This is a genomic window from Cyclobacterium sediminis, assembly GCF_054781075.1.
On sequence record NZ_BAAGVC010000002.1, the window covers coordinates 393666 to 419067 of the forward strand.

Consider the following 25402-nt stretch of genomic DNA (forward strand, 5'->3'; position numbering starts at 1 on the left):
CGTAATTGTTTATTATTCAGCAGGTAAAATAATTAGCGGGGTATTGCCGTCGTGGATCAAATCATTGATAAAAAACCTTCTAAATAGTTTGTCATTGAGATGTCTAGAACCCTTTTGAAGGACAATAAAGTCATCCAGGCATTGGCTAAACCTTTTTTTAATTTCAGCAAAGGCATCTGTATTTTCATAAATACTGATTTTATAAGAATACGCTTCACCAATCGTAGATCTAAGGTATTCCAAATACATTTTGCTAGGTTCTAGGTCTGCTCTGTTCTCAATTATGGTCAATAACTCAATTTCTTTAATTTTATTACCTACGGTATTTAGAATAACCTTTAGTGCAGCATCATTAAGGGGATATTTTTCCTGACAGGATAATACGAGTTTTTTAGGAATAGCAAAATCTATGCTTTGGGGAAGTGCAATTACTGTCTGATTGAGCTGATTAATTATGCTGGTGGCAGTACTCCCAATTAATATTCTCTTCAAAAAGCCAGTACCTTTTAATCCCAATAGTAAAAGGTCATCAGGTTTTAGAAAACCTTCCAAGAAATGGGTAAGTTGATGGGGAACAGCTTCAAAGGTAGTTTGATTTGGAATAGGGCTAAGCTCACAATCTTTTAGGTATTGTAAATATTTTTTCTCTGTTTCTGCTTTATTAAAAGCAATGATTTTATCACTTTCTCTGGTATTGGAAAGAGTAGGTGCCAGGCCATCCATCTTGTGCACAAATACCAAATCTAAACCATAAATTTCTTGCCAACTGCATGCCAACCTCAACTGAGTGGGCGTATATGGTGAAAAATCTACTAATACGATTAATCTGTTCATTTTGAGTAGAAAGTAGTGAGGGGGTTATTCCTGATTTGAAGATATAAAAATCCTTCTAAAGTTAAGAAGCTTTGTAGATGTTTAATGCTTATTTCTCATTATCTATTTCCTTAGCCATGAAAATAAAAGGTCACCTGCCTAACTTTAAGCAGGTGACCTTTATTAATAGTTCTCTTCTGAATTATCAGAAAAACTAAAACAATATATTTTCTAGGCGTTTTCTACTCTAGGTGCCCAATAGGTACAATAGGCATCCGCATTTACTGGCCCTTTAAATAATTGGCAACCTCCGCATTTACGTTTTTCTGTAGGCGGAAGGTACAATTGGCAGTTGTCACATTTATCTCCTTCTAATGGAGATTTTTCTTCATAGCCTAAACTTTTCCTTTTAGCAATTTCTTCTTCACTTAGCCCTGTTAAGTCCTCACAGTCTTTGATGTTTTCTAATTTGTAATCCTCCTGAGGTTTGCCACATTGGCTAAGGAAAAGTACGGCTCCTGTTGAGAAAACAAGGGTTTTTATTGATTTTCTTCTATTCATACTCGTGGCAGTGCTTTTTTTATAATAAATGAATTGGCAAACAGTTAAATACAGACTGCAAACCCTATTTAACTTGAACGCTTTTTAGTAAAACTATTCTGACTTGGTTCAGATACCTTTTTCAACAAGTATATGATCAACTTCCTTAAGGTAAGCTTCTTTCCAGTCTTCTTTTTGCGCTGAAAATTGATATTCGGATTCCAGCACTTTTGAAATGGCTTCACCTGAGCCTGCATTGGAACTTAATATAGCTAAGCGGAACCATTTGTTTTCTCCTTTTTCGACCAAGGCTTTGGCCAGTTGCTTGATGGTGAAATCATCTTCATAGTTACCTAGGCTAAGTATAGCTTGTAAGGAAACGATGGGGGCTTCATCATCGATCATTGCGGCAATGTCTTCCTTTAAATCAGGAAAAGCTTCTGCAAGCATTAACGCATTCTTTCTTATGCCGTAATAATCACTTTTCAATGCCGTTTTTACTAAGTCTATTTCCAATGCATCCATAGACTGTAACAAATACAATGCGTGCAGTTGGGCATTGGGGTCTTCGTTTGCGGCAAGTGTTTTTAATAATGGGATGTATTCATCTCTTGGGTTTTCCAATATAATTCTTTGGGCAGTTGTTCTCCACCAACCATTTTTGTGGGCCAAGTGAGAAACAAGGGTCTCTGGATCCATCCTAGTAAAGTCCTGAACCTCCATGGTAGAAACACCTGATTTAGGTACAATCCTATAGATTCTACCACGGTCCATCCCTTTCATAAAATCCATGTCTTCTTTTAAATCATCAGGAATAGAAACCGGTGTTTCAATGTGCTGTCGGTAAAAGTCCACCATATATAATGCACCGTCAGGTCCCACCGTAAAGCCAACAGGTCTGAACCAAGGATCTGTGGAAGCAAGGAATTCTTTGTCTTGCTCTTCAGAAGCTCTTTTGGCCAAAAGTGTAGGGCTGTATTTATCTTCCACAATAATGTCCCGATGAACCAAATTCCCGGCCACTTCCCCTGTAAAGATATTGCCATTAAAGCCTTCCGGAAAGTTCCCTCCATCGTAAACTGTACCACCTGAAGCACCCGTAAAATGATCTTCAGCATATTCTACACGGTTGAGTTCTTGTTCTTGGTATTGAATATTTCTTCTTCTTGTACGCTCAGCTCTCCAGTAGGGCGGAGGGGTCAATTGAAACATTTCTAGCTCATGGTCTGAAATATTATGGTTGACCGAGCTATTGGATAATTTCCCATGTCTTTCCAGATACCTGTTAGGGATTACTGTTTGTTGGATATGAAGGGTGTTTTGGGTGAAAAATTTATTTCCCCAATCATCAAATGTTTGACCAAATTGTGCCGTACCACTTTCTTTTTCGAACAATTCTTTGTCCAATCGAAACCTGAAATCAGCTCCTCGGAGTTGCAAGGGGCCTTCTTCCGGCGCATCCTTATAGGTGACATCACTCCGTTGCCCATTGTTGGCAGCATAGATCCAGTTGTCTATACCCAATCGAAGATTGGTGATTTGGGCTTCAGAATTATTCTCAAAAAAGCCACTAAAAACAGATGTTTTGGCATCAGCTACTCCATCATTATCGGTATCCTTTAGATAGTATATATGGGGGGCGGCGGTTACTAAAAGCCCTCCTTTCCAGGGCATTAAATTGGTGGCATCAGCCAAGCCCTCTGCAAATACAGTTGAAGCATCCACCAGGCCATCACCATCAGTATCTTCTAACCTTTTGATGACACCCTTTCCTTTCCCCTCTTCAGGTTTATAAGGGTAGTCGGGCATTTCTACAGCATAGGCTATACCTTTTTCATCAAAAACCACATTTACCGGGTCTTGGATATGCGGTTCTGCAGCGAATAGTTTTACTTCAAAATTTTCATGAACATTAAAGGTTGCTATGCTTTCTTCTGGACTAAGTGCTTCAGCATATTTATCCTCTTTACAGGAGTAAAATCCCAGTATTAAGATTGAAAACAAAATATGGGTAACGTTACCTTTCATAATTAATTTTAGCTAATGGTTAACTGATTAATAAACTAATATCTAATATTTCTTGAAAGAAATGAAATTTTTCACATTTCAATTGAATAAGTGCCTTTATTTTTTATTTAAAAGGGGAATGAAAGGGATCATTTTTCAAATTCCAGTTTTTTTATTGGGGTATAACCAAAAAAGTTGTCTAAAAAAGCATAAGCCTCTTTTCTGATGTTTTCAGGGAAATCATGGTCGACATTTGGGTATTTGACCACTAAATTGTCGGGGTAGCCCAACCAATTGTAAACCGGCTGAATCTCAGCTATTCCGGCTTTAACACCTTTTACTGAAAAGTTGCTATCATTTAAAGGTGCATTGGTGAAAACTGGTCTTGGAGCTATGGATGCAATTATCTGCGTAAAGTCAAAAGGCAGTTGGGCTTCCGGTAATAGTTTTTTGATAGCCGGCATGTACCTGTCTTGTGCCCAGGGTCCTAATCTTCCTCCATAATTTTTTATTCCTGCTTCCCCAATATCGTAATAGTCAAAAGGTGTCCAACCACAACTTGTAACCACGGCTTTGATTCTTTGGTCATGGGCCGCTACGAATAAGGCATTGTGGCCTCCTAAGGAATGACCAATAACGCCAATACGGTCCGGATCTACCTGCTTCATATTGGTAAGCACATCAACAGATCGCATGTGATTCCATACTGCCAGTAAAGTACCGGATTCAAAACCGTCTTTAGAAAAATCATGATCTTTTTGTTCCCCGAAACTAGGGTAATCCGGAGCAATGACCACATAACCCCTCTGTGCCAATTCCTTGGCAAGCCCTCGGTTTTTCCGAGGTCCTTGATCATCAACTATTTTTTTACCTAAATCCCCTGTACTGTGGAGAACAAGCATGGCCGGTGCTTTTGCCTTAATGGTATGGGGTATATAAAGGAAGGCAGTCACTTCGTTACGCTCATCACTTGCGAAGGTAATGTGATGTTTGGTGTAGTTTTCAGCAACGGCAGAATCTCCGTAAATTAAATCAGGTTTTTCCAAGTGACCCCTTGGAGGAAGCGTACCCATGATTGAAGCCATATTGCTTTTCCAAGAAGCCTTTTTAGCTTCCCATTGATCCAATGTTCGCAAAGGGTTTTTACTTTCGGATTCCAATACCATAGGACTCTTTGTTATATCGTCCGGTATTTCTCTATGAAGCATTTTTTTTATGGCTCCCATTATGATGGGTTCTGCGGCCGCAGTTACCGGGCTGGTTCCCACTTCATAACCGCCCTGTGAATAGGCTGAAGAGGGGCCAATGTAGAAAGGTCCGTAATCTCCATAGGCGGCCATGGTTACAAACAGATCTTCTCTTTCGGCTTTTGCCGCCAACTGGTATTCAACAAAAAGTTCTCCTGGAAGGTGAAGTATTCTTACATCAGCGATAGTCAAACAGCTAATATCTATTTTTTTCCCAAGAGCTTGCCTTTTGTACCAGGCCAATTTTTGTACATTATTGGTAAGCCACCTTGCATTTTGCGTCCGCATTTCCTGGGCGATTTCCGGTAGGCTTTCTTTGGGGGATAGTAATATTGGCTCTTGTTGCCAATAGACATCATCACTAGTGATTTTTGTTTTAACGGTACTTTTCCAGGCAGCTTCCATTCCCTTAGCGAGCCTTTCCGCAAGGATTTTTCGGTTGATCTTTGCACCATCATTGTATTTCCCGGCGGTAACATTAGCCCCTGCGCCATTAAAGTGAACATGCATGGCATCGGGAACAGCCAATTGACGCATATACCTTGCTATTCCCGGAAAATCCGGATTAGCAATTTTGGTCAGGTAATAACTTTGCGGGTGAACGGCATAATAACTAAACACAGCCAGAGGCTCCTCTTCATTCCAGAAGCTTACCAAAGAAACTTCAGGATCAATTAAGCCTTCCGGAAAATCCCTGATTTTCTTGTCCTTTGTGGAAGAAGTTCTGGTATAGGCTACATGCCCATCGGCTCCTAAAATCCTCCTGTTTGAGGCTACTTTTTCTACAATTCCTTTGCCTGTTCCTATATGTGTAATGGGTTGAGGGTTTTTCAACGCATTAATGATAGCCCTATCCAAATTATCTAGTAAAACCTTGTCAAAAGAACTTTCATAGGCCTTCGGATCCAAGTCAGCCTCTTTTAAAATCTTCTCTGCTCCCCAATCACTAATAGGCGCATCATGCTGGTGAAGTGTATGTACAGCTACCCGGGATGGTATAGTTGATGCTGCTTTGGCAAGTCGCGATTTAAAGGCATCCTGACTTTCATTGGCGATGCCAATCCAGTCTATGGCACAAATAACTATGGGTAAACCACTACCTGAAATGACCACTCCTTTTGCACGCAAGCCAAGATCGTCTTTTTTCTCTAAGGGGTCATAGGCCAGCAAGCTTCCAATGGGAGGGGTAGCATCTACATCAAATAGTGCCAAGGTAAGCCCTTTTTCTTGGGCGAAGCCTTTCAGTGGAAAGAGGTAAAGGATAGCTATAAATAGGTATAGGCTAAATTTGAAGAACTTCATAGTGGTTAAAATTAAGTTATATTAAGGTTTAATTCCTTTGATAGTCAGTCTATACTACATCTGCAAATGAGGGGCAATTAGACTCAGGAACTTCAATGGAGACATTCTCAAACCCAGAATCCTTTGTACCCTAGGTAAGTTAGGAAGTGCAATCCTTTTCAGAATAACAAATACAAATAAAAATGCAAAAATTCCTATCATGGATGTCTTCAGCGGTAAAATTCTTTCCTGATCGATGGTTTTTTAATTTTTAAAGAAAATAGGGTTAGATTAATAATATGGGAATAAATTTAGTTTAGAAATTAAAAATTGCGGTTATAGTGCGTGTTTAGGCAATAGATAATGCAATCTTTTCGAAATAGGATAGAATATTACGGTATTTCGGTGTAAGAAGTATCTTTTAGCTTTTCTTTCTTGGTGGCGAGTGGAATAATAATATATTTGTCCAAATTAAAATAAATCCAAATTCTTTTAACAGTCAGTATGGAACAATTATTTCTCTATTTGGTCCCTTTTTTGGGTATTCTAGGCCTTTTGATTATGGCCATAAAATCGGCCTGGGTTACAAAGCAACCTACAGGCGATGAAAAAATGGTAGAGTTGGCAGGGTATATCGCCAAAGGTGCCATGTCATTTCTAAAAGCAGAATGGAAGGTAATGGGCTATTTTGTGGTCATTGCTGCCATTATTCTGGGTTGGTCCGGCACATTGTTAGACAACTCCAGTCCTGTTATTGCTATAGCCTTCATAATAGGAGCGGTACTTTCTGCTTTTGCAGGTTACCTAGGAATGAAAATTGCCACTAAATCCAATGTTAGAACAACTGAAGCTGCCAAAACCAGCCTTGCTAAAGCGCTGAATGTCTCATTTACCGGAGGTACTGTAATGGGACTTGGGGTGGCAGGCTTAGCTGTATTGGGCATGGGAGGTCTGTTTATAATTTTTTACAATATGTTTGTAATCTCTACAGGCGGAGATGTGAATGGTCATGAAATGGAAACAGCACTTGAAGTGTTGGCAGGCTTTTCTTTAGGAGCCGAGTCCATTGCTCTTTTTGCCAGAGTAGGTGGAGGAATTTACACCAAAGCTGCAGATGTTGGAGCGGACCTGGTAGGTAAAGTGGAGGCCGGAATACCGGAAGATGATGTGCGTAACCCTGCTACTATAGCAGATAATGTAGGAGATAATGTAGGAGATGTAGCCGGGATGGGAGCAGACCTGTTTGGATCTTATGTAGCGACTATTTTAGCATCCATGGTTTTGGGTAGAGAGATTGTAAGTAATGATAATTTTGGTGGGATCGCTCCGGTGCTTTTGCCTTTGGTGATTGCCGGGTTAGGTCTGGTTTTTTCTATAGTAGGAACTTTATTTGTTAAAATAAAATCGGAGAATGGAAATGTACAAGCAGCATTAAATAAAGGCAACTGGCTTTCAATTTTACTTACTGTAGCAGCTTCTTTTTTCGTTATTGACTATATGTTGCCGGATGGTGATTTGGTAATGTCAAGGTTAAATTCCGCTTCCTTCACTAAAATGGGCGTGTTTGGAGCAGTTTTTATAGGTCTGATTGTAGGTGCCCTAATGAGTATCATTACAGAGTACTATACGGCAATGGGCAAAGGTCCCGTCAATTCAATCATTAAACAATCCTCTACGGGGCATGCCACCAATATCATCGGAGGTTTAGCTGTAGGCATGCAATCCACAGTACTTCCAATCTTAGTTTTGGCTGCGGGTATTTTTACTTCTTATATGTCCGCAGGCTTATACGGTGTAGCCATAGCTGCTGCAGGTATGATGGCTACCACAGCCATGCAATTGGCCATAGATGCCTTTGGACCAATTGCAGACAATGCTGGGGGGATTGCCGAAATGGCCGGTTTACCCAAAGAGGTAAGAGAAAGAACAGATATACTTGATGCTGTAGGAAATACCACAGCTGCTAGTGGAAAAGGATTTGCCATCGCTTCCGCAGCATTGACTGCTTTGGCATTGTTTGCAGCCTATGTAGGGATCTCAGGGATTACTACGATTGATATTTATAAGGCAGATGTGCTTTCGGGCTTATTTGTTGGGGCAATGATTCCCTTTATCTTTTCAGCCCTTGCAATTGCAGCAGTGGGGAGAGCAGCCATGGATATGGTGAATGAAGTAAGAAGGCAATTCAAGGAAATTCCAGGTATCATGCAATTTGAAACCAAGCCGGATTATGAGAAATGTGTAGAAATATCTACCAAAGCTTCCATTAGAGAAATGGTGGCCCCGGGAGCCATAGCACTTATTTCCCCTATTATTGTAGGCTTTCTTTTTGGCCATGAGGTACTGGGAGGGATGTTAGCCGGTGTAACCGTCTCTGGTGTTTTGATGGGAATTTTTCAAAACAATGCCGGTGGCGCTTGGGACAATGCCAAGAAATCATTCGAAAAAGGTGTAGAGATCGATGGTGAAATGTATTACAAAGGATCAGAGCCACACAAGGCTTCTGTAACAGGAGATACAGTAGGTGATCCATTTAAGGATACTTCAGGGCCATCTATGAATATCCTAATCAAATTGACATCCATCGTTTCCATAGTAATTGCGCCATATATTCCTTTGGATAGTCCGTTGGGTATTTCTGAAAATGTAAAATTGAAATCAGATACAGAAAGGATTGTTCAGGAAGAGTCTGTAAAACAACCTACAGCAGAATTGCTAAAGATTGATTAATAAAGGACTTGTTGGTCTCCATAATATATTATGGAGACCGTTTTTTTAAGCATTTTTCTCGCTGGATTTATCAGTTTGAGTTTTAATAACCCTCTCATATACCTTCTAAAAGATGTTTTGGGAAGCGATTGTACCTCGTGCCATTGTAAAAATACAAGGTATATTTATGTGGAAGTGGTTTTTTATTTTTTGCCTAAAAATGATATCCATAGGCTTGGATAAAAAGATAAAATCCAAAGGGAAAAGGCTTTGGTTAATAGTAGCTTAACTCAACCCTATTGAAATAAAAAAAATGGCGTACGAACTCTCATTGCCCCAGAAAACTGAGGTCCTAAGAGAAAACTATTTTCAATTTATTGGGCAACCTATAATTGATAGTTTCTTAAAAAGAGGTGGAACGATTTGTCTTGCCTGCAATGGTAGACCTGTGGAAGACCTTGTCTTTCTTTCTAGTCTTGGGCATATTGATTTTGGAGAAAAATATGTTCAAGAAGGTGTTCCAAAATTAAAAACCTTGAAAGCAAATCATCCTCAAATTATTAGGCAATATTTTGGAAAATTGCAAACAAATAAAATTAAGGCTGTGCTTCAAAATTTTGATACCATCGAGTCTGTATCATCAAAAAGGGAAATAGATTTTTTGGTGAAATATAAAGTACCTGATGGTATTCCTAAGGTGTTTTTTATGGAAGTAAATTTGGGAAAAGAGCCCCAAAAGAATGGTGTGTTTGAGCAGGAAGCAGAGGATTTGTTGATATATGCGCAAGATCAAAAAATTAATATTTCCGGCTTGATGACCATTCCACCAAAAAAAGATAACCCTATTCCTTTTTTTAATAAATTAAGAACGATGGCAGATCGGTTTGGCTTAGAGCAATGCCAAATGGGCTTTTCCAGGGATTATGAAATGGCCATTGATTGTGGTTCAACGCGGCTTAGGATTGGAGGAGCAGTTTTTAGTGGCTTATAGAAGTAATTATGATTGAAAAAAAGTACCTGATAAAAACTTTCTATTATCCGTCAGTCCTTATTTCAAGATGGTTTTCTGATAGGATGGTCAGTCATTGGGTGCTTTTTGATAACAGAATCTGGAATGTAGTTGGATCCTTAGCAATGGTGGAAGCTTTGTACAGGTCTGGAAGAGTTAAATATTCAGAAGACTTGTTGGAAAACCTTATTTCTCATTTTGTCGAAAAAAATAAGTTTATCCCAAATTATAAAGAAAAACACCTGATTGCCAAAAAAGTAAAGCCTGCTTTTTCGGTTTCATTTAAAGATACTCTCGAATTATTTTTAAACTTAATGTATCCCTTGGGATTAAAACCCTTTTTAGCTTTTGGGACTTTACTGGGGCATGAGCGGAATAAAGGCTTTATTCCATGGGATTTGGATATTGATTTGGGTATTATTGATGATAATATCGATTTTAATCTGCTGGTTTCGGCATTGAAAAAATCCCCATTTAAAATTTTAAAGTGCAGTCATTCGACTGTCCCTTTTAAAATAAAGTGCAGGATAAAGGGTGGTCCGGTAGTAGAATTGGTGCTTTTTGTAAAGCAAGGAGAACATTTTATAACTTATTCAGAGATTTTCGGGGAAGTTGTAGAAAGAAAGCGATGTTCCTTCGCACTAAAAAAATCCACCATGGAGGGTGTTTCGGTTTATGTGCCTGCGAATGCTACCCGTTTCCTTGAGGAAAACTATGGTGACTGGCGGAATCCCAGGTCAATTCATCATTTTCTTTTTGATAGTCAATTGACTGATTTTAATAGCCCTCTTGTAAGGGTATGTGCAAAAAAGTATTTTTTTGAGTTGCTATCTAATGGAGATCAAAAAAAATGTCGGCATTACTTGACCTTATTTAAAACAAAGTATCCTGAAGAAAAATTTTGGAAAAAAATAGGAAATAAATTAACCCAACAGTTGAAATGAAAACCATATACGCTAAAATGGTTGCAGATTTGCTCCATCCAGGTCATATTTCTTTCTTAAAACAAGCAAAAAGTCTGGGAGACAGGCTGGTTGTTCATGTAGTTTCTGATGAGCGAGTTCGTAAAGTAAAACGCTGTCCGATAATGAATCAATCAGAAAGAGCTATCATGTTAGCATCATGTAAATATGTAGATGAAGTAAGGCTCGATGGCCCCAGAGAGATTGACGATGGATTTTTAATTCAAAATGGGTACGACTTATTTGCTTATGGTTATGTGGATGACAAAGAAATGGAAATCAAAGCTAAAGAATACCGAAACATACCTGAGCACAAAAAGAGAGTGATTCCTTATTCCCATCATATATCTACCACCCTGATTATTGACCGTATTCGCAAAGGCCTAAAAGAGCATTGAATTTCCTGGATCAATTGATTAATAATGCGAATGAATGCCATCTTATACCCTTTTTCAATTGTGGTTTAATGTTGATCTGCCGTGGTGGAGAATCCCAGCCAATTAAGAGCTATTTCCGACTTCACCATAGAGCTACATTCTTCAGTATTTAAAAGGCTTGTTTTCTTGCGTTTATTTAACCTTTCCAAGAGTTGACAGGGCTACTATGGGTAAAAATACCATAGACTAATTGGATGGGTTTTTTACAGCCCCATTCGGTATTGTTTTGAATTTTTCCTGAAATAAACGTCTGGCCCTTGGTTTTCTAATGAATAAAACTTTAAACAGTTAATCTGAAGACAAAATATTTAATAAGGCAGTTAATTTGAACGCCTGAATTTTGGTTTTGTGCAATGCTATAAAAATAAGTTATATTTACACCCTTATTTAAGCGAATGCCTAATAATATTACTGACAAGGCATATATAAAAAACTACTCATGAGAATTGCACTAAAACCGATTGGTTTGGGGGGACTCCTAATTCTATTAATGTTTTACTCGGCTTCTATACCAGCTATGGGGCAAGTAAAAGCACTAGAAGGTAAAATCATATGCATAGACCCCGGACATGGAGGTACAGCTGCCACTGATTCTTATAGGGTAGGACCTTCAGGTGAAAGAGAGGAATGGATTAACCTTAGGGTTGCTTTGCTGCTTGGGAAGATGCTGGAGGGGGCTGAGGCCAAGGTTGTACTTACCAGGAACACGGACACTTTTATTCCTTTGGCTGAAAGAAGCAAAATAGCCTTAGAGAATAAGGCGGATATTTTTATTTCTATACACCACAATGCCACGGCCGACCCCAAGGTGAATTTCCCAATTATTTATTTTCATGGCAGTGCGGAAGAAAATCAGGCAAGTGTAACATTAGGAAAGGAAGTTGCAGAAAAGTTGGTCGACCAACTATTTAAAGGAAAAGGCCCTTATAGTTTGGTTTCAGATTTCACCATATTTTCTCAATCAGGATCAAGTGTGCTTAGAGGAACTTATGGCATCCCCGGTATTATTGGAGAAGCTTCATTTTTCACTTCCCCGAAAGAAGAAAAGAAGCTTAAACAATCGGAATACAATCAAAAGGAAGCCCAAGCTTATTTTGAGGCAATTGCTTCGTTCTTTGCCTCTTCGGAAATAGCTCCCATTGCAGAAAAAAAGGATCCTTCAGAAGTCGTTCCATTCAAAGTATTCCAAGAAGCTGAAAGGATGCGCCCCGAAGCCAAAGCTTGGAAAGCCAACTTTTTGAAAGGAAAAAAACTTTTAAAGAAAGGTGGTGATCAAAGATTGGTTGAGGCTTTTGAACTACTGACATTATCAGCCAGGTCTTTTCCGGATTCTTACGTTGCCAAAGCATGTCATGAACTAAGGGTGGAAATCCTCAAACAGCAAAATAAAGAAGAAGCAGTAAAAATAGAAGAAATGCGAATTAGGTATTTTTACCCTTAAGTCTACCTTGGGTCGATAAAGCGCATAAAGGAGTGAGGATTGCTGCAAAGGAGCTTTAGTTAAGCTCCAATTGCAATTGTTGGATTACAATTTCCAATTCACGATTTACGACACCAATTTTTGCGTCTAGTATTTCTAAGGTACTTTCGCTTTCAGCCAATCTTTCTATCTCTCTTATGATTGGCATTAATGTGGTGACTTTGATATTATCGATACTTGGCTTTATCTGGTGTGCAAGGTTACGGATGGTGGCGTAATCTTTTTGATCAATAGCCTGATTGAAACCGGTAATGGTAGTTTCAGCTTGGCTGATAAAAAGTTTTATCATCTCATGGATAAACTCTTGACTACCCCCACTAATTTCTTCTAAATTAACTAAATTGTATAGTTTTTCTTGGCTTTGATCCATTGTTTTCTAAGTATAAATTTGTTTGTAAATATACAATTTGCTTTGAAATAACCGAATAATCTTATTCTAAGTTTTTTTACAATATCCCAAAAAAATAGCTTTAAATTGCGCCCTAATAAACAAAATCAGGATTTAATTATTTTTATTCATGTCAGATTTGAATCATTATTCCAAGATTGCCACTGAGTTAGGTGTTCGAGAAAAGCAAGTAATCAGTACGGTCAATTTACTGGATGAGGGTGGAACAGTACCTTTTATTTCCAGGTATAGAAAAGAAGTCACCGGAAGTTTGGATGAGGTGCAGGTAGCAGCTGTCAGAGATAGATTGCAACAGTTAAGGGATCTGGACAAGCGCAAGGAAGCCATAATAAAATCCATAGATGAACAAGGTAAATTAACAGATACATTGGCCGCCAAAATAAATGCTGCGGAAACAATGTCCGTTCTGGAAGATATTTACCTACCCTACAAACCCAAAAGAAGAACCAAAGGTACCATCGCCAAAGAGAAAGGGCTTGAGCCCTTGGCGCAGTTGATTTTTGAACAAAATTCAATTGATTTAGACAAGTCCGCGGAAGAATACCTCAGTGAAGAAAAAGGGGTGGCTTCTATAGATGAGGCCTTGAATGGAGCAAGAGATATCATTGCTGAATGGATCAATGAGGATGCAGAAATTAGGAAAAAATTAAGGCAGCTATTTATTGAAGAAGGAGAGTTTGTATCAAAAGTTATTCCCGGAAAAGAAGAAGAAGCCATCAAGTACAAAGATTATTTTGACTGGAGAGAACCTGTCAAAACCGCTCCTTCTCATAGGGTTTTGGCCATGAGAAGAGGAGAAAAAGAACTTTTCCTGATGTTGGATACCGGGCCTGATGACCTAACGGCCACCAAAATTATTGAAAAGGCAGTTGTTAGAGAAAACAATACCTGCACTGATCAGGTAAGGTTGGCAGTGAAAGATGGCTATAAAAGGTTGCTTAAACCATCTATGGAAACAGAAGTGAGGCTATATGCCAAGAAAAAGGCGGATGAAGATGCCATTAAAGTTTTCACAGAAAACCTTAGACAATTATTGTTGAGCTCTCCTTTGGGAGAAAAATCTGTATTGGCCATAGACCCAGGATTTAGGACAGGGTGTAAGGTTGTCTGCCTGGGCCCCCAAGGTCAGTTTCTTCAGAATGAAACCATCTTCCCCAATGAGCCACAGAAGAAAACCATGGAATCCGGTGCCTTGATCAAACACATGGTGGCAACACATAAAATTGAGGCAATTGCTATAGGTAACGGAACAGCAAGTAGAGAAACAGAAAGCTTTGTAAAAAACATTGGTCTTCCTAAAGAGGTATTGGTGGTCATGGTAAATGAAAGTGGAGCTTCTATTTATTCTGCATCTGATGTGGCTAGAGAAGAGTTTCCGGATTTTGATCTTACTGTAAGAGGGGCGATTTCTATAGGTCGCAGGTTGATGGATCCTCTGGCAGAATTAGTAAAAATTGATGCCAAGTCCATTGGAGTGGGCCAATATCAGCATGACGTGGATCAGACTGCATTAAAAAATTCCCTAGATGATACGGTAATGAGCTGTGTAAACGGTGTAGGGGTAGAGGTAAATACAGCTTCTAAGCAATTGCTAACCTATGTTTCCGGTCTTGGACCTTCTTTGGCACAGAACATTGTTGCCTATCGAAATGAAAATGGCCCTTTTAAAAGCAGAGCAGAGATTAAAAAGGTGCCTAGGTTAGGAGAAAAAGCTTTTGAGCAGGCTGCCGGATTCTTGAGAATCCGTAATGGAAAGAACCCATTGGATAGTAGTGCCGTTCATCCTGAGCGATATGCTTTGATCAATAAGATGGCAAAAGACATGGGAGTATCTGTAGAAGAACTGCTGAAGAAAGAGGAGTTACTTCAGAAAATCCCTCTTAAAGATTATGTCAATGAACAGGTGGGTTTGCCTACCCTCAAGGATATTCTTGAAGAGTTGGGGAAACCGGGTAGAGATCCTCGAGAAAAATTTGAGGTTTTTCAGTTTGAAGATGGAATCAATGAAATGAAAGACCTCAAGGTAGGGATGAAACTGCCGGGCATTGTTACCAATATCACCCAATTTGGGGCTTTTGTGGATATAGGTGTACACCAAGACGGCCTGGTTCACCTAAGCCAAATGGCAGACAGATTTATCAAGGACCCTAAGGAAGTTGTGGCTGTCAACCAAAAAGTAATGGCGACAGTAATGGAAGTGGACTTGCCTAGAAAAAGAATTGGCTTAAGTCTCAAGTCCGATCCTTTCGCGAGCAATACCTCCTCGGGTGGTAGAAGAGAAAGACCTCGAAGAAAGCAACAAGGAAACCAAAAAGTAGCCGAGGAAAGTATGGAGGATAAGCTTGCGCTGCTAAAAAAGAAGTTTGGAAAATAACCTCTTTTCAAAATATTATCCGCCTTTAAGTAGGGAAAAGCCTGTGAATTTGTTTTCACAGGCTTTTTTCATACCTATGCCTCAATTTTATTCAATAGTAATAGGTTAATTAAAATAACATTTATATTTTCGTATTGTTTATTAAATAAACATATTGAAATATGAGAGACCTACACAATATTAGTTTTACGACAAAAAAATTGATGTCCGGCAACCTACAAGTTAAATTTCATATTCAAAATGCTATGAAGCCATATTATGGGTATTTGTTGGTGAATCAGGCCTTATCAGATGAGGAGATAATGGAGGAAATAAAACTGAGGTTAAATTTGCGTGAGCAATCTAAAATGGACTTATTGAAATTCACTTTCAAAAACCAATGGAAAGATGACCATCAATTTTATTTGTATTCGGCATGAGTTTTCTAGGGAGTAATATTAAGGCATTACGTAAAAAGTCAGGTTTGACCCAAACTCAACTGGCTGAAGAGCTAGGTGTTCAACGAACCATGATTTCTGCCTATGAGGATGGCAGATCCGAACCAAGGCTTTCAACATTGCTTACCTTGACCAATATTTTTGATGTTTCAATGGACGAGCTGACAAGTTGGGATATTGCTAGCAAAGGGCGGCAATTTCTCCAACGAGAGAAGTTAAAGATTCTCACAGTTACCTTGGATCAGAATGAGCAGGAAAGGATTAGCATGGTGGGTAAAAAAGCTTCCGCCGGCTATCTTAATGGATATGCAGATCCGGAGTATATGGAGAATTTACCCAATTTTAGGCTGCCTAATTTGGATGGCAATCAAACCTACCGGGCTTTTGAAATAAGTGGTGACAGCATGTTGCCCTTGATGCCGGGAACAGTTGTCGTGGGCGCTTATTTAGAAAGTCCAATGGAAATCAAGAATGGTAAAACCTATGTGTTGGTAACCAAAAACGACGGAATTGTTTATAAAAGGGTTTTTAATTACATTGAAGAGCGAGGTAAATTATTTGCTGTTTCGGATAATCAAACCTACAAACCCTACGATATCTCCATTCAGGAGGTAATGGAAATATGGGAAGCCAAGGCATTTATAAGCTCACATTTTCCAGATCCCACTCCATCAGCCCCGGTTTCTCTGGAAGAAATAGGTAAAATGATTTTAGAAATTAAATCAGATATCAGAAAAATATCCAACCACTAATGCCTTGAAAAATCATAGGAGCTGACTCAGTGCATGTTCGATTTTTTTCTTGGCATCGAATGATGGATCAAGGTTGATAATGCCTTTCTCAAAGTTATGCCAAATCCCATCCCCACAATCCAAATACCTGCCATTTTTCACGGGTTCATCCTCCATGGCTACACCATAATCGTAATCAGGAATGAAAATGAGTGAGGCAAGTTCCCTTCCTCTTTCCCAGGCCATTTCTTTTTGTTTACCATTAATATTAAGTAATACCTTTCTTACGGAAAACTTGTAAACGATTTCAACCATCGTTTTTTGTTCTTTCTTAATTTCCAAATACCTAATTTGCATGGGCGCCTCTTTCTTGCTGACCTCATAAATGGCTTGAATGAAATCTTGACAAGTAAAGTACCAATCTTCTTGGTTTAATGGGATGTCACGAATCAACTTTCCATGAATGTCCTTTGCCAATAATTTAATGCCACCTTTTTCCCCGAGGGTTTTCAGGTTAGACCATTTGGACGAAGAGTAAAGCTTTTTGAAGATACCTTCCCAAAGCTTGGGGATTTCACCCTTATAACTATAGTCATCTGCCATGGTAAAACCTTCATCAACGATTTCTTCAGGAGTCAAGGTTTCCCTATCGGTATATTGAATATTAAATTGGGTATTTACAAAGTTCTTGCTGAAGGAGAGCTTCAACTTAAAAATATGACTAAATGGAGGAGGTACCTCTCCGGTGATAAAATCAATTTCCAATCGTACAATGTCGTCTGATTTTAAATGCATATTTTTTATTTCTTTTTAGAAAAACAAAATTAAGGCTTAATACTAAAAATAAGAGATAAAATTGAGAATTTCACCCCCACATATTTTTTTAGGCTTATTCAAGATTTATTTGGAAGCACAAATGAAGAATATTTCGAATATTAGGCGACATTTGATCCATGGATGAATGGGAAAAAAAGAATAAGATAATAGTAGAAGATCTTTATGACAAAGGTTGGTGTGTCTTGGATAACTATATACCCGAAGAATTCAGGAAGGAGTTGCTCAAGGAACAGAGAGAATTGCTTATGCATGGGCAATTTAGGTTGGCCGGGATAGGAAAAGGAGAGTCTTTTGCCATAAAACCTGAAATTAGAAGTGATAAAGTCCTGTGGATGGATGAATCCCTCCTGACACCCCTACAGGAAGTTTATTGGGATAAGATGGAAAAATTGAGAACAGCAATCAATCAACGCTGTTATTTAGGGCTTAAATCTTTTGAAGCCCATTTTGCCATGTACCCTCAGGGTTCATTTTACCTCCGACACCTTGACCAGTTTCAATCTGTAAGTTATAGAATTGTGAGTGTGGTGTTGTATTTAAACGAAACTTGGGATGAATCGGATGGCGGGGAATTAAGGATGTACTACACCAGACCTGACGGGATAGAAGACTTTCAGGATTTCTTACCTTTGGGCGGAAGGGTAGTCGTCTTTTTAAGTGGAGAGGTTCCGCATGAGGTATTGCCGACAAACAAAGAAAGAATAAGCATCACCGGATGGATGAAGGATAGGGAATGAAAACATTATAGTGCTACTGAGGTTTATTATTCATTTCCCGAATACGCATGGGCATTGAATCAATGGTAGAAAAAAGCAATGGCCAGTTAATATCATTGCCGGATTCCTGTAATTTGGATCCACCATCTTTTCCTATCAACACGTAATTACCTTTATCGGTACCTGACCCGTACAGCTTTTGCAATTCTTTTTGATGATTTTTTGTAAAAGTATACTGGGAATTACTCTCCAATTCACCTCCAAAATAAAAATAAATCAGATCACGTTCGACAAGGTCTTCCTGAATCGCATCCGCTAAATCCAATCCTTTGGCATTTTTATCAGAAGGAAATACCAATAAAACCCTATTTTTCCACTGCAGGTCTTTAATTTCTATGTTGGTTTGAGAATTGGTACTTGCCATAATCAAAAGAAAAGTGATCAGAATATCCATGTTTTGTGCATTTTGACTTGAAAACACAACTCATATCATGAAAAATTGTTCTGATCACTTTAAATTGACCGCTAATCTGCGACAATAATTGCTGGACTGAGTCAAGTGTTTGGTTACCAATAAGGAATCCGATAGCCAGTTTAACTGATACTGGAACCTGGATTGGTGGCTTCGTGAGGATTTAATAATTTTAGTTTCCCTTCAGCATCTTCCGCCATCAAAATCATTCCTTCAGATTCAATGCCCACCATCTTTTTGGGTGCCAAGTTTAATAGCATTGTCACTTGACGTCCAACCAAATCTTCAGGCTTAAATTGCTCTGCCACACCACTTAATACTGTTTTGATACCAATTCCCGTATCTACTTTTAGTTGAAGAAGTTTCTTGGATTTTTTGACTTTAATTGCCTCAACAATGGTGACTACTCTTAAATCTAATTTCATAAAGTCATCAAAAGACACGATGTCTTTCATTGGAGCGGCTTTGTATTTGGCAGCTTCATTTTTCTTTTTACTGTCCAAAAGTTTTTGAATTTGCGCTTCGACAGTACTATCTTCAATTTTTTGGAAAAGCAAGGCTGCTTTATTTATGGTCTCTCCTTCTTTTATCAAATTCATTTGACCGGCTTTTTCCCAATTTAAGTTTTGAAGACCAAGCATGCCTTTTATTTTCTCAGAGGTAAAAGGCAAGAATGGCTGAGATAAAATGGAAAGGTTGGCAACAATATTTAGCGCAATATTTAATATGGTAGCGGTTCTTTCTTCGTTGGTCTTGATGGTTTTCCAAGGCTCTGTTTCCGCCAAGTATTTATTTCCTGTACGGGCAAAATCCATCATCAATGATAGGGCTTCTCTAAACCTGTATTTCTCTACCGATTGCGCAATTTTATCAGGATACTCCCCTAAGGTACGGATAAGTTCTTCATCGACCGGTTCTAAACCATGGTGTTTTGGAACCTTGCCTCCATAATACTTGTGGGTTAAGACAACCGCACGGTTGACGAAGTTACCGAAGATAGCGACCAACTCATTGTTGTTTCTGGCTTGAAAATCCTTCCAAGTAAAATCGTTGTCCTTGGTTTCAGGGGCATTTGCGGTCAATACATAACGTAAAACATCTTCCTGTCCGGGAAATTCTTCCAGGTATTCATGCAACCAAACAGCCCAGTTTTTAGAAGTAGATATTTTCTGACCTTCCAAATTTAGAAATTCATTGGCAGGTACATTTTCCGGCAAAATGAAATCTCCTAAGGTTTTTAAAATGGCAGGGAAAGTGATGCAATGAAATACGATATTGTCTTTTCCAATGAAATGAACCAGTTTGGTGTCCTTGTCCTTCCAATACAATTCCCAGTCCTTTCCTTTTTCTTTGGCCCATTCTTTTGTGGAAGAAATATAGCCAATAGGAGCATCAAACCAAACATACAAAACCTTGCCCTCGGCTCCGGTGATAGGCACCGGAATACCCCAATCCATATCTCTGGTCATGGAACGTGGCTGAAGCCCGTCACCCGTCTCTAGCCAGCTTCTGCACTGCCCCAAAACATTGTTTTTCCAGTCATTGGCATGGTCCTCAAGGATCCACTTTTTTAAAAAAGGCGTGTATTTGCCCAAATCCAGAAACCAGTGTTTGGTCATTTTTAACACGGGGGTGTTGCCACTAAGTTTTGAACGAGGATCGATCAGGTCGGTTGGGCTTAAAGATGAACCACATTTTTCACATTGGTCTCCATATGCTTCCTCGTACCCACAATTGGGACAAGTGCCTTCTATATACCTGTCTGCTAAAAACTGTTTGGCTTCAGCATCATAATATTGTTCGGTTTCTTTTTCATCAAACTCACCTTTTTGGTAGAGATCGGTAAACAATTGACTGGCCGTTTCATGATGTACCGGAGAAGAGGTCCGAGAATAATGATCGAAACTGATTCCAAATTTCTCGAAACTATTCTTCATTATGCCATGGTACCTGTCTACTACTTCCTGAGGACTTATTCCTTCATTCTTGGCTTTGATGGTGATGGCTACACCATGCTCATCTGATCCACATACATAGGCCACGTCTTTTTGTTGAGACCTTAAATACCGCACATATATATCTGAAGGAATATAACAACCTGCCAAATGACCTATATGCAAGGGGCCGTTAGCATAGGGTAAGGCAGAGGTAATTGTATATCTTTTAAATTTATTTTCGCTCATAGAATGCAAAGATAGCTAAAATTGATTTTGAGAGAAATAGCAGGATACATTTATACCACTTGAAATGTAAAGCCTACCCATTTACTTCAGCAAGAAAGATGTTATTTTTAATGTAAGGGATTTACTTTGGACTTTTTAGTAGCAAAGTTGGTCTTTTAGGCTCAATTATTTTTTTACTTAAGGCCCAAATCAGAGTCTTGGGCCATGCTTGTAAGCTTTTTAACAATTTCAGGGTGAAGTTCTGCAACATTGGTTTGTTCCGAAATATCATTTTCCAAATCATAAAGTGAAACTTGAAAAGTGCCTTCTGCATTTTCATTCCAGCCGATTGATTTTTTGATATGTAGTTTCCATTTACCCAAGCGAATGGCCTCTAGTTCACCATTTCTTGCATAAAAAAGGAAAGGTCTTTCCGGTAAATCTTCTCCCTTGGGGTTCTTTAGGAAAGTGCTGATATCCATCCCGTCAATTTTTATTTCTTTCGGGATACTTGTGGATGCTATTTGGGCAAAGGTTGGCAATAGATCCAGCGTACTGACAAACTCATCGGTTACTACCCCTGCTGGAATGGTACCGGGCCAAGTAATAATGCCGGGTACTCTTTGGCCACCTTCCCAAGTTTGGGCTTTCTTTCCTCTCAAAGGTTTTGCTGATCCTTTGGACGGGCCATTGTCGGAAGTAAAAACAAAGATGGTATTTTCATAAATTCCTTCTTCTTTCAATGCTTTGATAATTTCTCCCGCACTCCAATCCAATTCCATTATCACATCTCCGTATAGACCTTTTTTACTTTTGCCCTCAAAAGCAGGAGAAGCAAAAAGTGGGGTATGGGGCATATTGTGTGCGAGGTAAATAAAGAAAGGGGTTTCCCCTCTATTCTTAATTTGTTTTACCGTCTCATCAGTATAGCGTTTGGTCAGATACCTTTGGTCAGGACCATTTTCTATAAGGGTGGTGTTCCGATAAAAAGGAAGGGGAGGCGACTGAAAGTCAATGTCTTTGTAGTAATAATTGTCCATATCATTGGAGTAAGGCACACCATAGAAAGTATCGAAGCCTTGGTTGTTTGGCATGAAAGCTTCCTTATGCCCCAAATGCCATTTTCCTATACATGAGGTGGTATAGCCTGCATCTTTCAGCATTTCTGCCATGGTATACTCTTGGGGAGATAAGCCACCCTCTGAAAAAGGAAAAAGCACTGCTTCATGCAAATTACTTCTTTTAGGGTAACGGCCTGTCAATAGTCCCGCTCTTGATGGGGTACATACTGTTGCTGGAACATAAAAATTTGTAAACCTTATGCCTTCAGTGGCCAATTGATCTAAATGAGGCGTTTCAAAGCCCTCTGCGCCATAAATACCTAAGTCCGCAAAGCCCTGATCATCCGTAAAAAATACGATGATATTGGGTTGACTTTGGGAGGTACTGACTTCCTGCTTACAAGCAGCCAAGAGCATCAATAAAAGGAATATAGGAAATAGTTTAAAGGAGGGTTTTGTTAGGTGCATTATGATCAATTAAGAAGTTAGATAGTAAATATTTTATAAAGAATTGAAGTCAATTATATGTTATTTTTATTAAGCCAAATTTACAATATTATCCTGCTTTTTAATATCTAATAGTTAAATCTAAGGTGTGTTTCCTTTTTTGTATTTTAAATTTTAGATGAGATTATCATTTTAATAGCCGGCCCATCATTGAATTTTTTATAGTTTTGGCAAAATATTTAACCTTACCTCAATGTATTTAGTAAAACCTTTTTCTTTGGCAATTTTATTTGTTCTTTTTTCTCTAAACTTCACTATTGCTCAGCAACAGCCGGAGATTATTCCCATTCCGGCCAATTATCAACTTAACCCAGGAGCGTTTCTATGGGATAGCAAAGTTGGTATTAGGCTTGAAGGTTTTCCGAATCAAGGAAATTATTTGCAACAGGAAGCATTAAGATTGTTGGATATGCCACTTCTGGAAATTGAATCAGCTTCAAAAACCATAGTGATCAAAAAGGTTAATGACCTGAAGCCAGGCTATAAAATAAACATCCAGCAAAATTCAGTAACAATTGAAGCCTCAAATGAAACAGGAGCCTTTTATGGAGTGATTTCTCTGATTCAATTGGCACATGCTGCCAAGGAAAAACATGGAGAAATTGCCCTACCTAACTGGGAAATTCAGGACAGTCCAAGGTACGCATGGCGAGGGATCATGCTGGATGAGTCCAGGTACTTTTTTGGCATGGAAAAAGTGAAGCAGCTACTTGACCACATGGCTTATTATAAACTAAATACTTTTCATTGGCATTTGACTGATGCTCCGGGATGGCGAATAGAAATTAAAAGTTTCCCCAAATTAGCCACCGTTGGAGGAATTGGCAATCAATCAGAACCCAATGCACCTGCCGCCTACTATACACAGGAAGAAATTAAGGAGATTGTTAGGTATGCACGTGAAAGAATGATACAGGTGATTCCTGAAATAGATATGCCGGGACATGCCACAGCCGCCAATAGGGCGTATCCGGAACACAGTGGCGGTGGATCAGAAAAATATCCTGACTTTACCTTTCATCCTGCCAAAGAGTCTACCTATGCTTATTTATCCCAGATCTTGCATGAAGTGGATGCTTTGTTTCCCAGCAATATGATGCATTTGGGAGGTGATGAAGTGAGTTTTGGCAATCAAATGTGGCCTAAAGATCCGGATGTTCTCAAGTTGATGGCAAAGGAAGGTTTGACAGGCATGAAAGATGTCGAAGACTATTTCTTTGAAAGGATGGCCGATACGCTTTTTCGTTTTAACAATAAGGTTTTGGCCTGGGATGAGATGGCTACCGCGAATTTGCCCAAGGACAAAACAATTATTTTTTGGTGGAGGCATGATAAAAAGGAGCAACTGAGCCTTTCACTAAAAAATGGGTATCCGACTGTGGTTTGTCCTAGGATCCCATTCTATTTCGATTTTCTTCAGAAAGAAGATCATAAGTATGGAAGAAAGTGGGCAGGTGCTTTTGCTCCTTTAGAAGCAGTTTATCATTTTGATATGGATGCCTTTGGTATAAAGAAAGAAGAGGAAGACCTTATTTTGGGTATTCAAGCCAACCTTTGGACAGAAACTGTTCCCAATGAAGAGCGGTTTGATTTTCTGATGTATCCCAGGATAGCAGCTTTGGCAGAGGTGGTTTGGTCGCAAAAAGAAGATCAAGCTTACCCTAGTTTTATGAGTAGATTGGCGGCACACTTGAAGAAGTACAAAGCTGAAAAATTATATTATTACGATCCTTTGGACCCTGACCATCATCCGGAACCGGTGTATGAACCCTAACAGGAGTTTAAGTCCTGTTAGGGTTCAGTGGGACATGTGTAATGGATCAATCATCAATGCTGGCGCCTACCATTTGTTTGAATTTCCAGCTTGTTTGGTCACCGGTACTTCCTTGGGTTTGCTTGAGAATTACGCCTATGAGTTTTTCTTTAGGGTCTGCAAAATATTGGGTGTTAAAATAGCCTCCCCAGATAAAAGTTCCAGTAGATCCTAAGCCTGCTTTGGCTTGGCCATGGTCAGTTAACACACCAAAGGCCAGGCCATAATGCTGGTCGCCACCCCCATAGAGATCTCCGGTTTGATTACCCATCATTGAAGCAATGGTTGTTCGACTCAAAAAGCGTTTCCCGTTTAGTTCTCCTCCATTGAGGTACATCTGTAGAAAAGTCGCATAGTCTTTTGCAGTGCTGGAAAGTCCTGCACCTCCGGAGAAAAATGTTTTAGCCCCTTTGACAGGGTAATCGACATCATAAAAGGTATTGGGATAGTTTTTCCATTGACCGTTTTCTTTATGCTGGATGGCTACAAGTCGATCAGCTTTGGATGCCGGAAAATAAAAGTTTGTATCATTCATTCCTAAAGGGATGAACAAGTGTTTGAGTAAATAATCTTGAAAAGTCATTCCGGAAATGACCTCTACAAAGTATCCCAAAACATCTAATCCCAAACTGTAGGTGTATTTCTCTCCGGGGTGGTGGTGAAGAGGTAATTTGGCAATTTTCAAGGCTATTTCCTCAATTGTGACCGGTGAAGTTGTAAACAAGTCTATGGTACCGGCTTTTTCATAGATCATTTTCATTCTTTCATCCCTGTCTATTGCTCCATAACCAATCCCTGAAGTATGTGTAAGTAGGTGTCTGATCGTTATTTCTTTATTGGCCGGTTTAGTAGTATAGGTAGTGTCTGCATACTTGAAATTTACCAAAACTTCTGGGTTTTTAAATTCAGGAATGTATTTTGAAATTGGATCATCCAATCGGAATTTGCCTTCTTCCCAAAGCATCATCACTGCAGTTGAAGTGATTGCTTTGGATTGGCTGGCAATTCTAAATATGGCATCTTTTCTTAACTTTCTTCCATTGGCATCAGCATTTCCATAAGCTTCATGAAAAACAATTTTCCCGTTCCTGGCGATGAGGGCAACTGCGCCCGGATTGGTGTTGTCCTTAACTGATTCTTTTAGCATTTCGTCAATACGGGCTAACCTTTCCGGTGAAACACCTACACTGGAAGGAGAGGCTTGAGCCAATGGTGGTGATTGCTGTCCTGATTTCGTTTGTGCCTTAAGTGCGATGGAAGTGAGGAATAGAAAGCTTAAACAGAGATAAAAGTTTTTTATATTCATAAGTTTCGTGACAATTTGAGGTTAGCGTGAATTTGGTTGTCAAAATAGGCATTTTCTCAAGTATTTCCATAAGAATTCTCTGTAGGACCTTT

The 25402-nt window shown here is 39.2% G+C and carries 20 protein-coding genes; 10 read left to right on the forward strand and 10 right to left on the reverse strand.

The genetic code is table 11. The annotated features are described in order from the left end of the window. Window positions 1-12: 12 nt before the first annotated feature. From ACYVHJ_RS02125 to ACYVHJ_RS02140, 4 genes are all read right to left on the reverse strand, one after another. On the reverse strand, window positions 13-834 hold the full coding sequence (locus ACYVHJ_RS02125; RefSeq protein WP_339904523.1) for a hypothetical protein: 822 nt from the start codon (window positions 832-834) through the stop codon (window positions 13-15). A 210-nt stretch (window positions 835-1044) separates the two neighbouring features. Beyond that, entirely contained in the window at window positions 1045-1374 is a 330-nt protein-coding gene (locus ACYVHJ_RS02130; RefSeq protein ID WP_460512136.1) for a high-potential iron-sulfur protein, read from the reverse strand. 108 nt (window positions 1375-1482) lie between these two features. After that, entirely contained in the window at window positions 1483-3381 is a 1899-nt protein-coding gene (locus tag ACYVHJ_RS02135; protein WP_460512138.1) for a PVC-type heme-binding CxxCH protein, read from the reverse strand. Window positions 3382-3509: 128 nt separating this feature from the next. Next, window positions 3510-5909 (reverse strand): alpha/beta hydrolase, encoded by a 2400-nt coding sequence (locus tag ACYVHJ_RS02140; RefSeq protein WP_460512140.1) that lies wholly within the window; start codon window positions 5907-5909, stop codon window positions 3510-3512. A 483-nt stretch (window positions 5910-6392) separates the two neighbouring features. Here ACYVHJ_RS02140 and ACYVHJ_RS02145 point away from each other — a divergent pair, with 483 nt between their 5' ends. The 5 genes from ACYVHJ_RS02145 (at window position 6393) to ACYVHJ_RS02165 (ending at window position 12446) form a co-directional block, all read left to right on the forward strand. Beyond that, window positions 6393-8618 carry a sodium-translocating pyrophosphatase gene (locus ACYVHJ_RS02145; RefSeq protein WP_339904035.1) on the forward strand — a complete coding sequence of 742 codons (2226 nt, stop codon included), beginning with the start codon at window positions 6393-6395 and terminating at the stop codon, window positions 8616-8618. 292 nt (window positions 8619-8910) lie between these two features. Beyond that, window positions 8911-9588 carry an alanine racemase gene (locus ACYVHJ_RS02150; RefSeq protein WP_460512143.1) on the forward strand — a complete coding sequence of 226 codons (678 nt, stop codon included), beginning with the start codon at window positions 8911-8913 and terminating at the stop codon, window positions 9586-9588. 8 nt (window positions 9589-9596) lie between these two features. Next, on the forward strand, window positions 9597-10550 hold the full coding sequence (locus ACYVHJ_RS02155) for a LicD family protein (protein ID WP_460512145.1): 954 nt from the start codon (window positions 9597-9599) through the stop codon (window positions 10548-10550). Then, window positions 10547-10966: an adenylyltransferase/cytidyltransferase family protein gene (locus ACYVHJ_RS02160; RefSeq protein ID WP_460512147.1), complete on the forward strand. Its 420-nt coding sequence runs from the start codon at window positions 10547-10549 to the stop codon at window positions 10964-10966. The genes ACYVHJ_RS02155 and ACYVHJ_RS02160 overlap by 4 nt, the downstream gene beginning before the upstream one ends. 478 nt (window positions 10967-11444) lie before the next feature. After that, the gene (locus tag ACYVHJ_RS02165; protein WP_460512149.1) at window positions 11445-12446 is read left to right on the forward strand and encodes an N-acetylmuramoyl-L-alanine amidase family protein; all 1002 of its coding nucleotides are present in this window, start codon (window positions 11445-11447) and stop codon (window positions 12444-12446) included. Between the two features lie 55 nt (window positions 12447-12501). On the opposite strand, the gene ACYVHJ_RS02170 is transcribed toward ACYVHJ_RS02165, so the two are convergent. Then, window positions 12502-12855, reverse strand: a complete 354-nt coding sequence (locus tag ACYVHJ_RS02170; protein WP_339902920.1) for an Hpt domain-containing protein — start codon at window positions 12853-12855, stop codon at window positions 12502-12504. 148 nt (window positions 12856-13003) lie between these two features. Between ACYVHJ_RS02170 and ACYVHJ_RS02175 the strand changes: the two genes are divergently transcribed. The 3 genes from ACYVHJ_RS02175 (at window position 13004) to ACYVHJ_RS02185 (ending at window position 16457) form a co-directional block, all read left to right on the forward strand. Next, complete coding sequence (locus tag ACYVHJ_RS02175; protein ID WP_460512152.1) at window positions 13004-15268, forward strand: Tex family protein; 2265 nt, start codon at window positions 13004-13006, stop codon at window positions 15266-15268. Between the two features lie 161 nt (window positions 15269-15429). After that, window positions 15430-15687, forward strand: a complete 258-nt coding sequence (locus ACYVHJ_RS02180; RefSeq protein ID WP_460512153.1) for a hypothetical protein — start codon at window positions 15430-15432, stop codon at window positions 15685-15687. Beyond that, entirely contained in the window at window positions 15684-16457 is a 774-nt protein-coding gene (locus ACYVHJ_RS02185; RefSeq protein ID WP_460512155.1) for an XRE family transcriptional regulator, read from the forward strand. Before ACYVHJ_RS02180 ends, ACYVHJ_RS02185 begins: the two co-directional genes overlap by 4 nt. Before the next feature lie 12 nt (window positions 16458-16469). Here ACYVHJ_RS02185 and ACYVHJ_RS02190 read toward each other — a convergent pair whose 3' ends face one another. Continuing rightward, the gene (locus ACYVHJ_RS02190; RefSeq protein WP_460512157.1) at window positions 16470-17231 is read right to left on the reverse strand and encodes a hypothetical protein; all 762 of its coding nucleotides are present in this window, start codon (window positions 17229-17231) and stop codon (window positions 16470-16472) included. A gap of 158 nt (window positions 17232-17389) precedes the next feature. On the opposite strand from ACYVHJ_RS02190, the gene ACYVHJ_RS02195 reads away from it, so the two are divergent. Further along, window positions 17390-18010 carry a 2OG-Fe(II) oxygenase gene (locus ACYVHJ_RS02195; protein ID WP_460512159.1) on the forward strand — a complete coding sequence of 207 codons (621 nt, stop codon included), beginning with the start codon at window positions 17390-17392 and terminating at the stop codon, window positions 18008-18010. 13 nt (window positions 18011-18023) lie between these two features. Here ACYVHJ_RS02195 and ACYVHJ_RS02200 read toward each other — a convergent pair whose 3' ends face one another. The 3 genes from ACYVHJ_RS02200 to ACYVHJ_RS02210 all read right to left on the reverse strand — a co-directional run bounded on the left by ACYVHJ_RS02200 (window position 18024) and on the right by ACYVHJ_RS02210 (window position 22152). Further along, complete coding sequence (locus tag ACYVHJ_RS02200) at window positions 18024-18443, reverse strand: DUF4174 domain-containing protein (protein ID WP_339902914.1); 420 nt, start codon at window positions 18441-18443, stop codon at window positions 18024-18026. A gap of 140 nt (window positions 18444-18583) precedes the next feature. Then, the gene (gene metG, locus ACYVHJ_RS02205) at window positions 18584-20644 is read right to left on the reverse strand and encodes a methionine--tRNA ligase (protein WP_460512162.1); all 2061 of its coding nucleotides are present in this window, start codon (window positions 20642-20644) and stop codon (window positions 18584-18586) included. 173 nt (window positions 20645-20817) lie between these two features. After that, on the reverse strand, window positions 20818-22152 hold the full coding sequence (locus ACYVHJ_RS02210; RefSeq protein WP_460512164.1) for a sulfatase family protein: 1335 nt from the start codon (window positions 22150-22152) through the stop codon (window positions 20818-20820). A gap of 232 nt (window positions 22153-22384) precedes the next feature. On the opposite strand from ACYVHJ_RS02210, the gene ACYVHJ_RS02215 reads away from it, so the two are divergent. Beyond that, window positions 22385-23965 carry a beta-N-acetylhexosaminidase gene (locus ACYVHJ_RS02215; protein ID WP_460512166.1) on the forward strand — a complete coding sequence of 527 codons (1581 nt, stop codon included), beginning with the start codon at window positions 22385-22387 and terminating at the stop codon, window positions 23963-23965. A 46-nt stretch (window positions 23966-24011) separates the two neighbouring features. Here ACYVHJ_RS02215 and ACYVHJ_RS02220 read toward each other — a convergent pair whose 3' ends face one another. Then, window positions 24012-25310 (reverse strand): serine hydrolase domain-containing protein, encoded by a 1299-nt coding sequence (locus tag ACYVHJ_RS02220; RefSeq protein ID WP_460512168.1) that lies wholly within the window; start codon window positions 25308-25310, stop codon window positions 24012-24014. Window positions 25311-25402 lie beyond the last annotated feature (92 nt).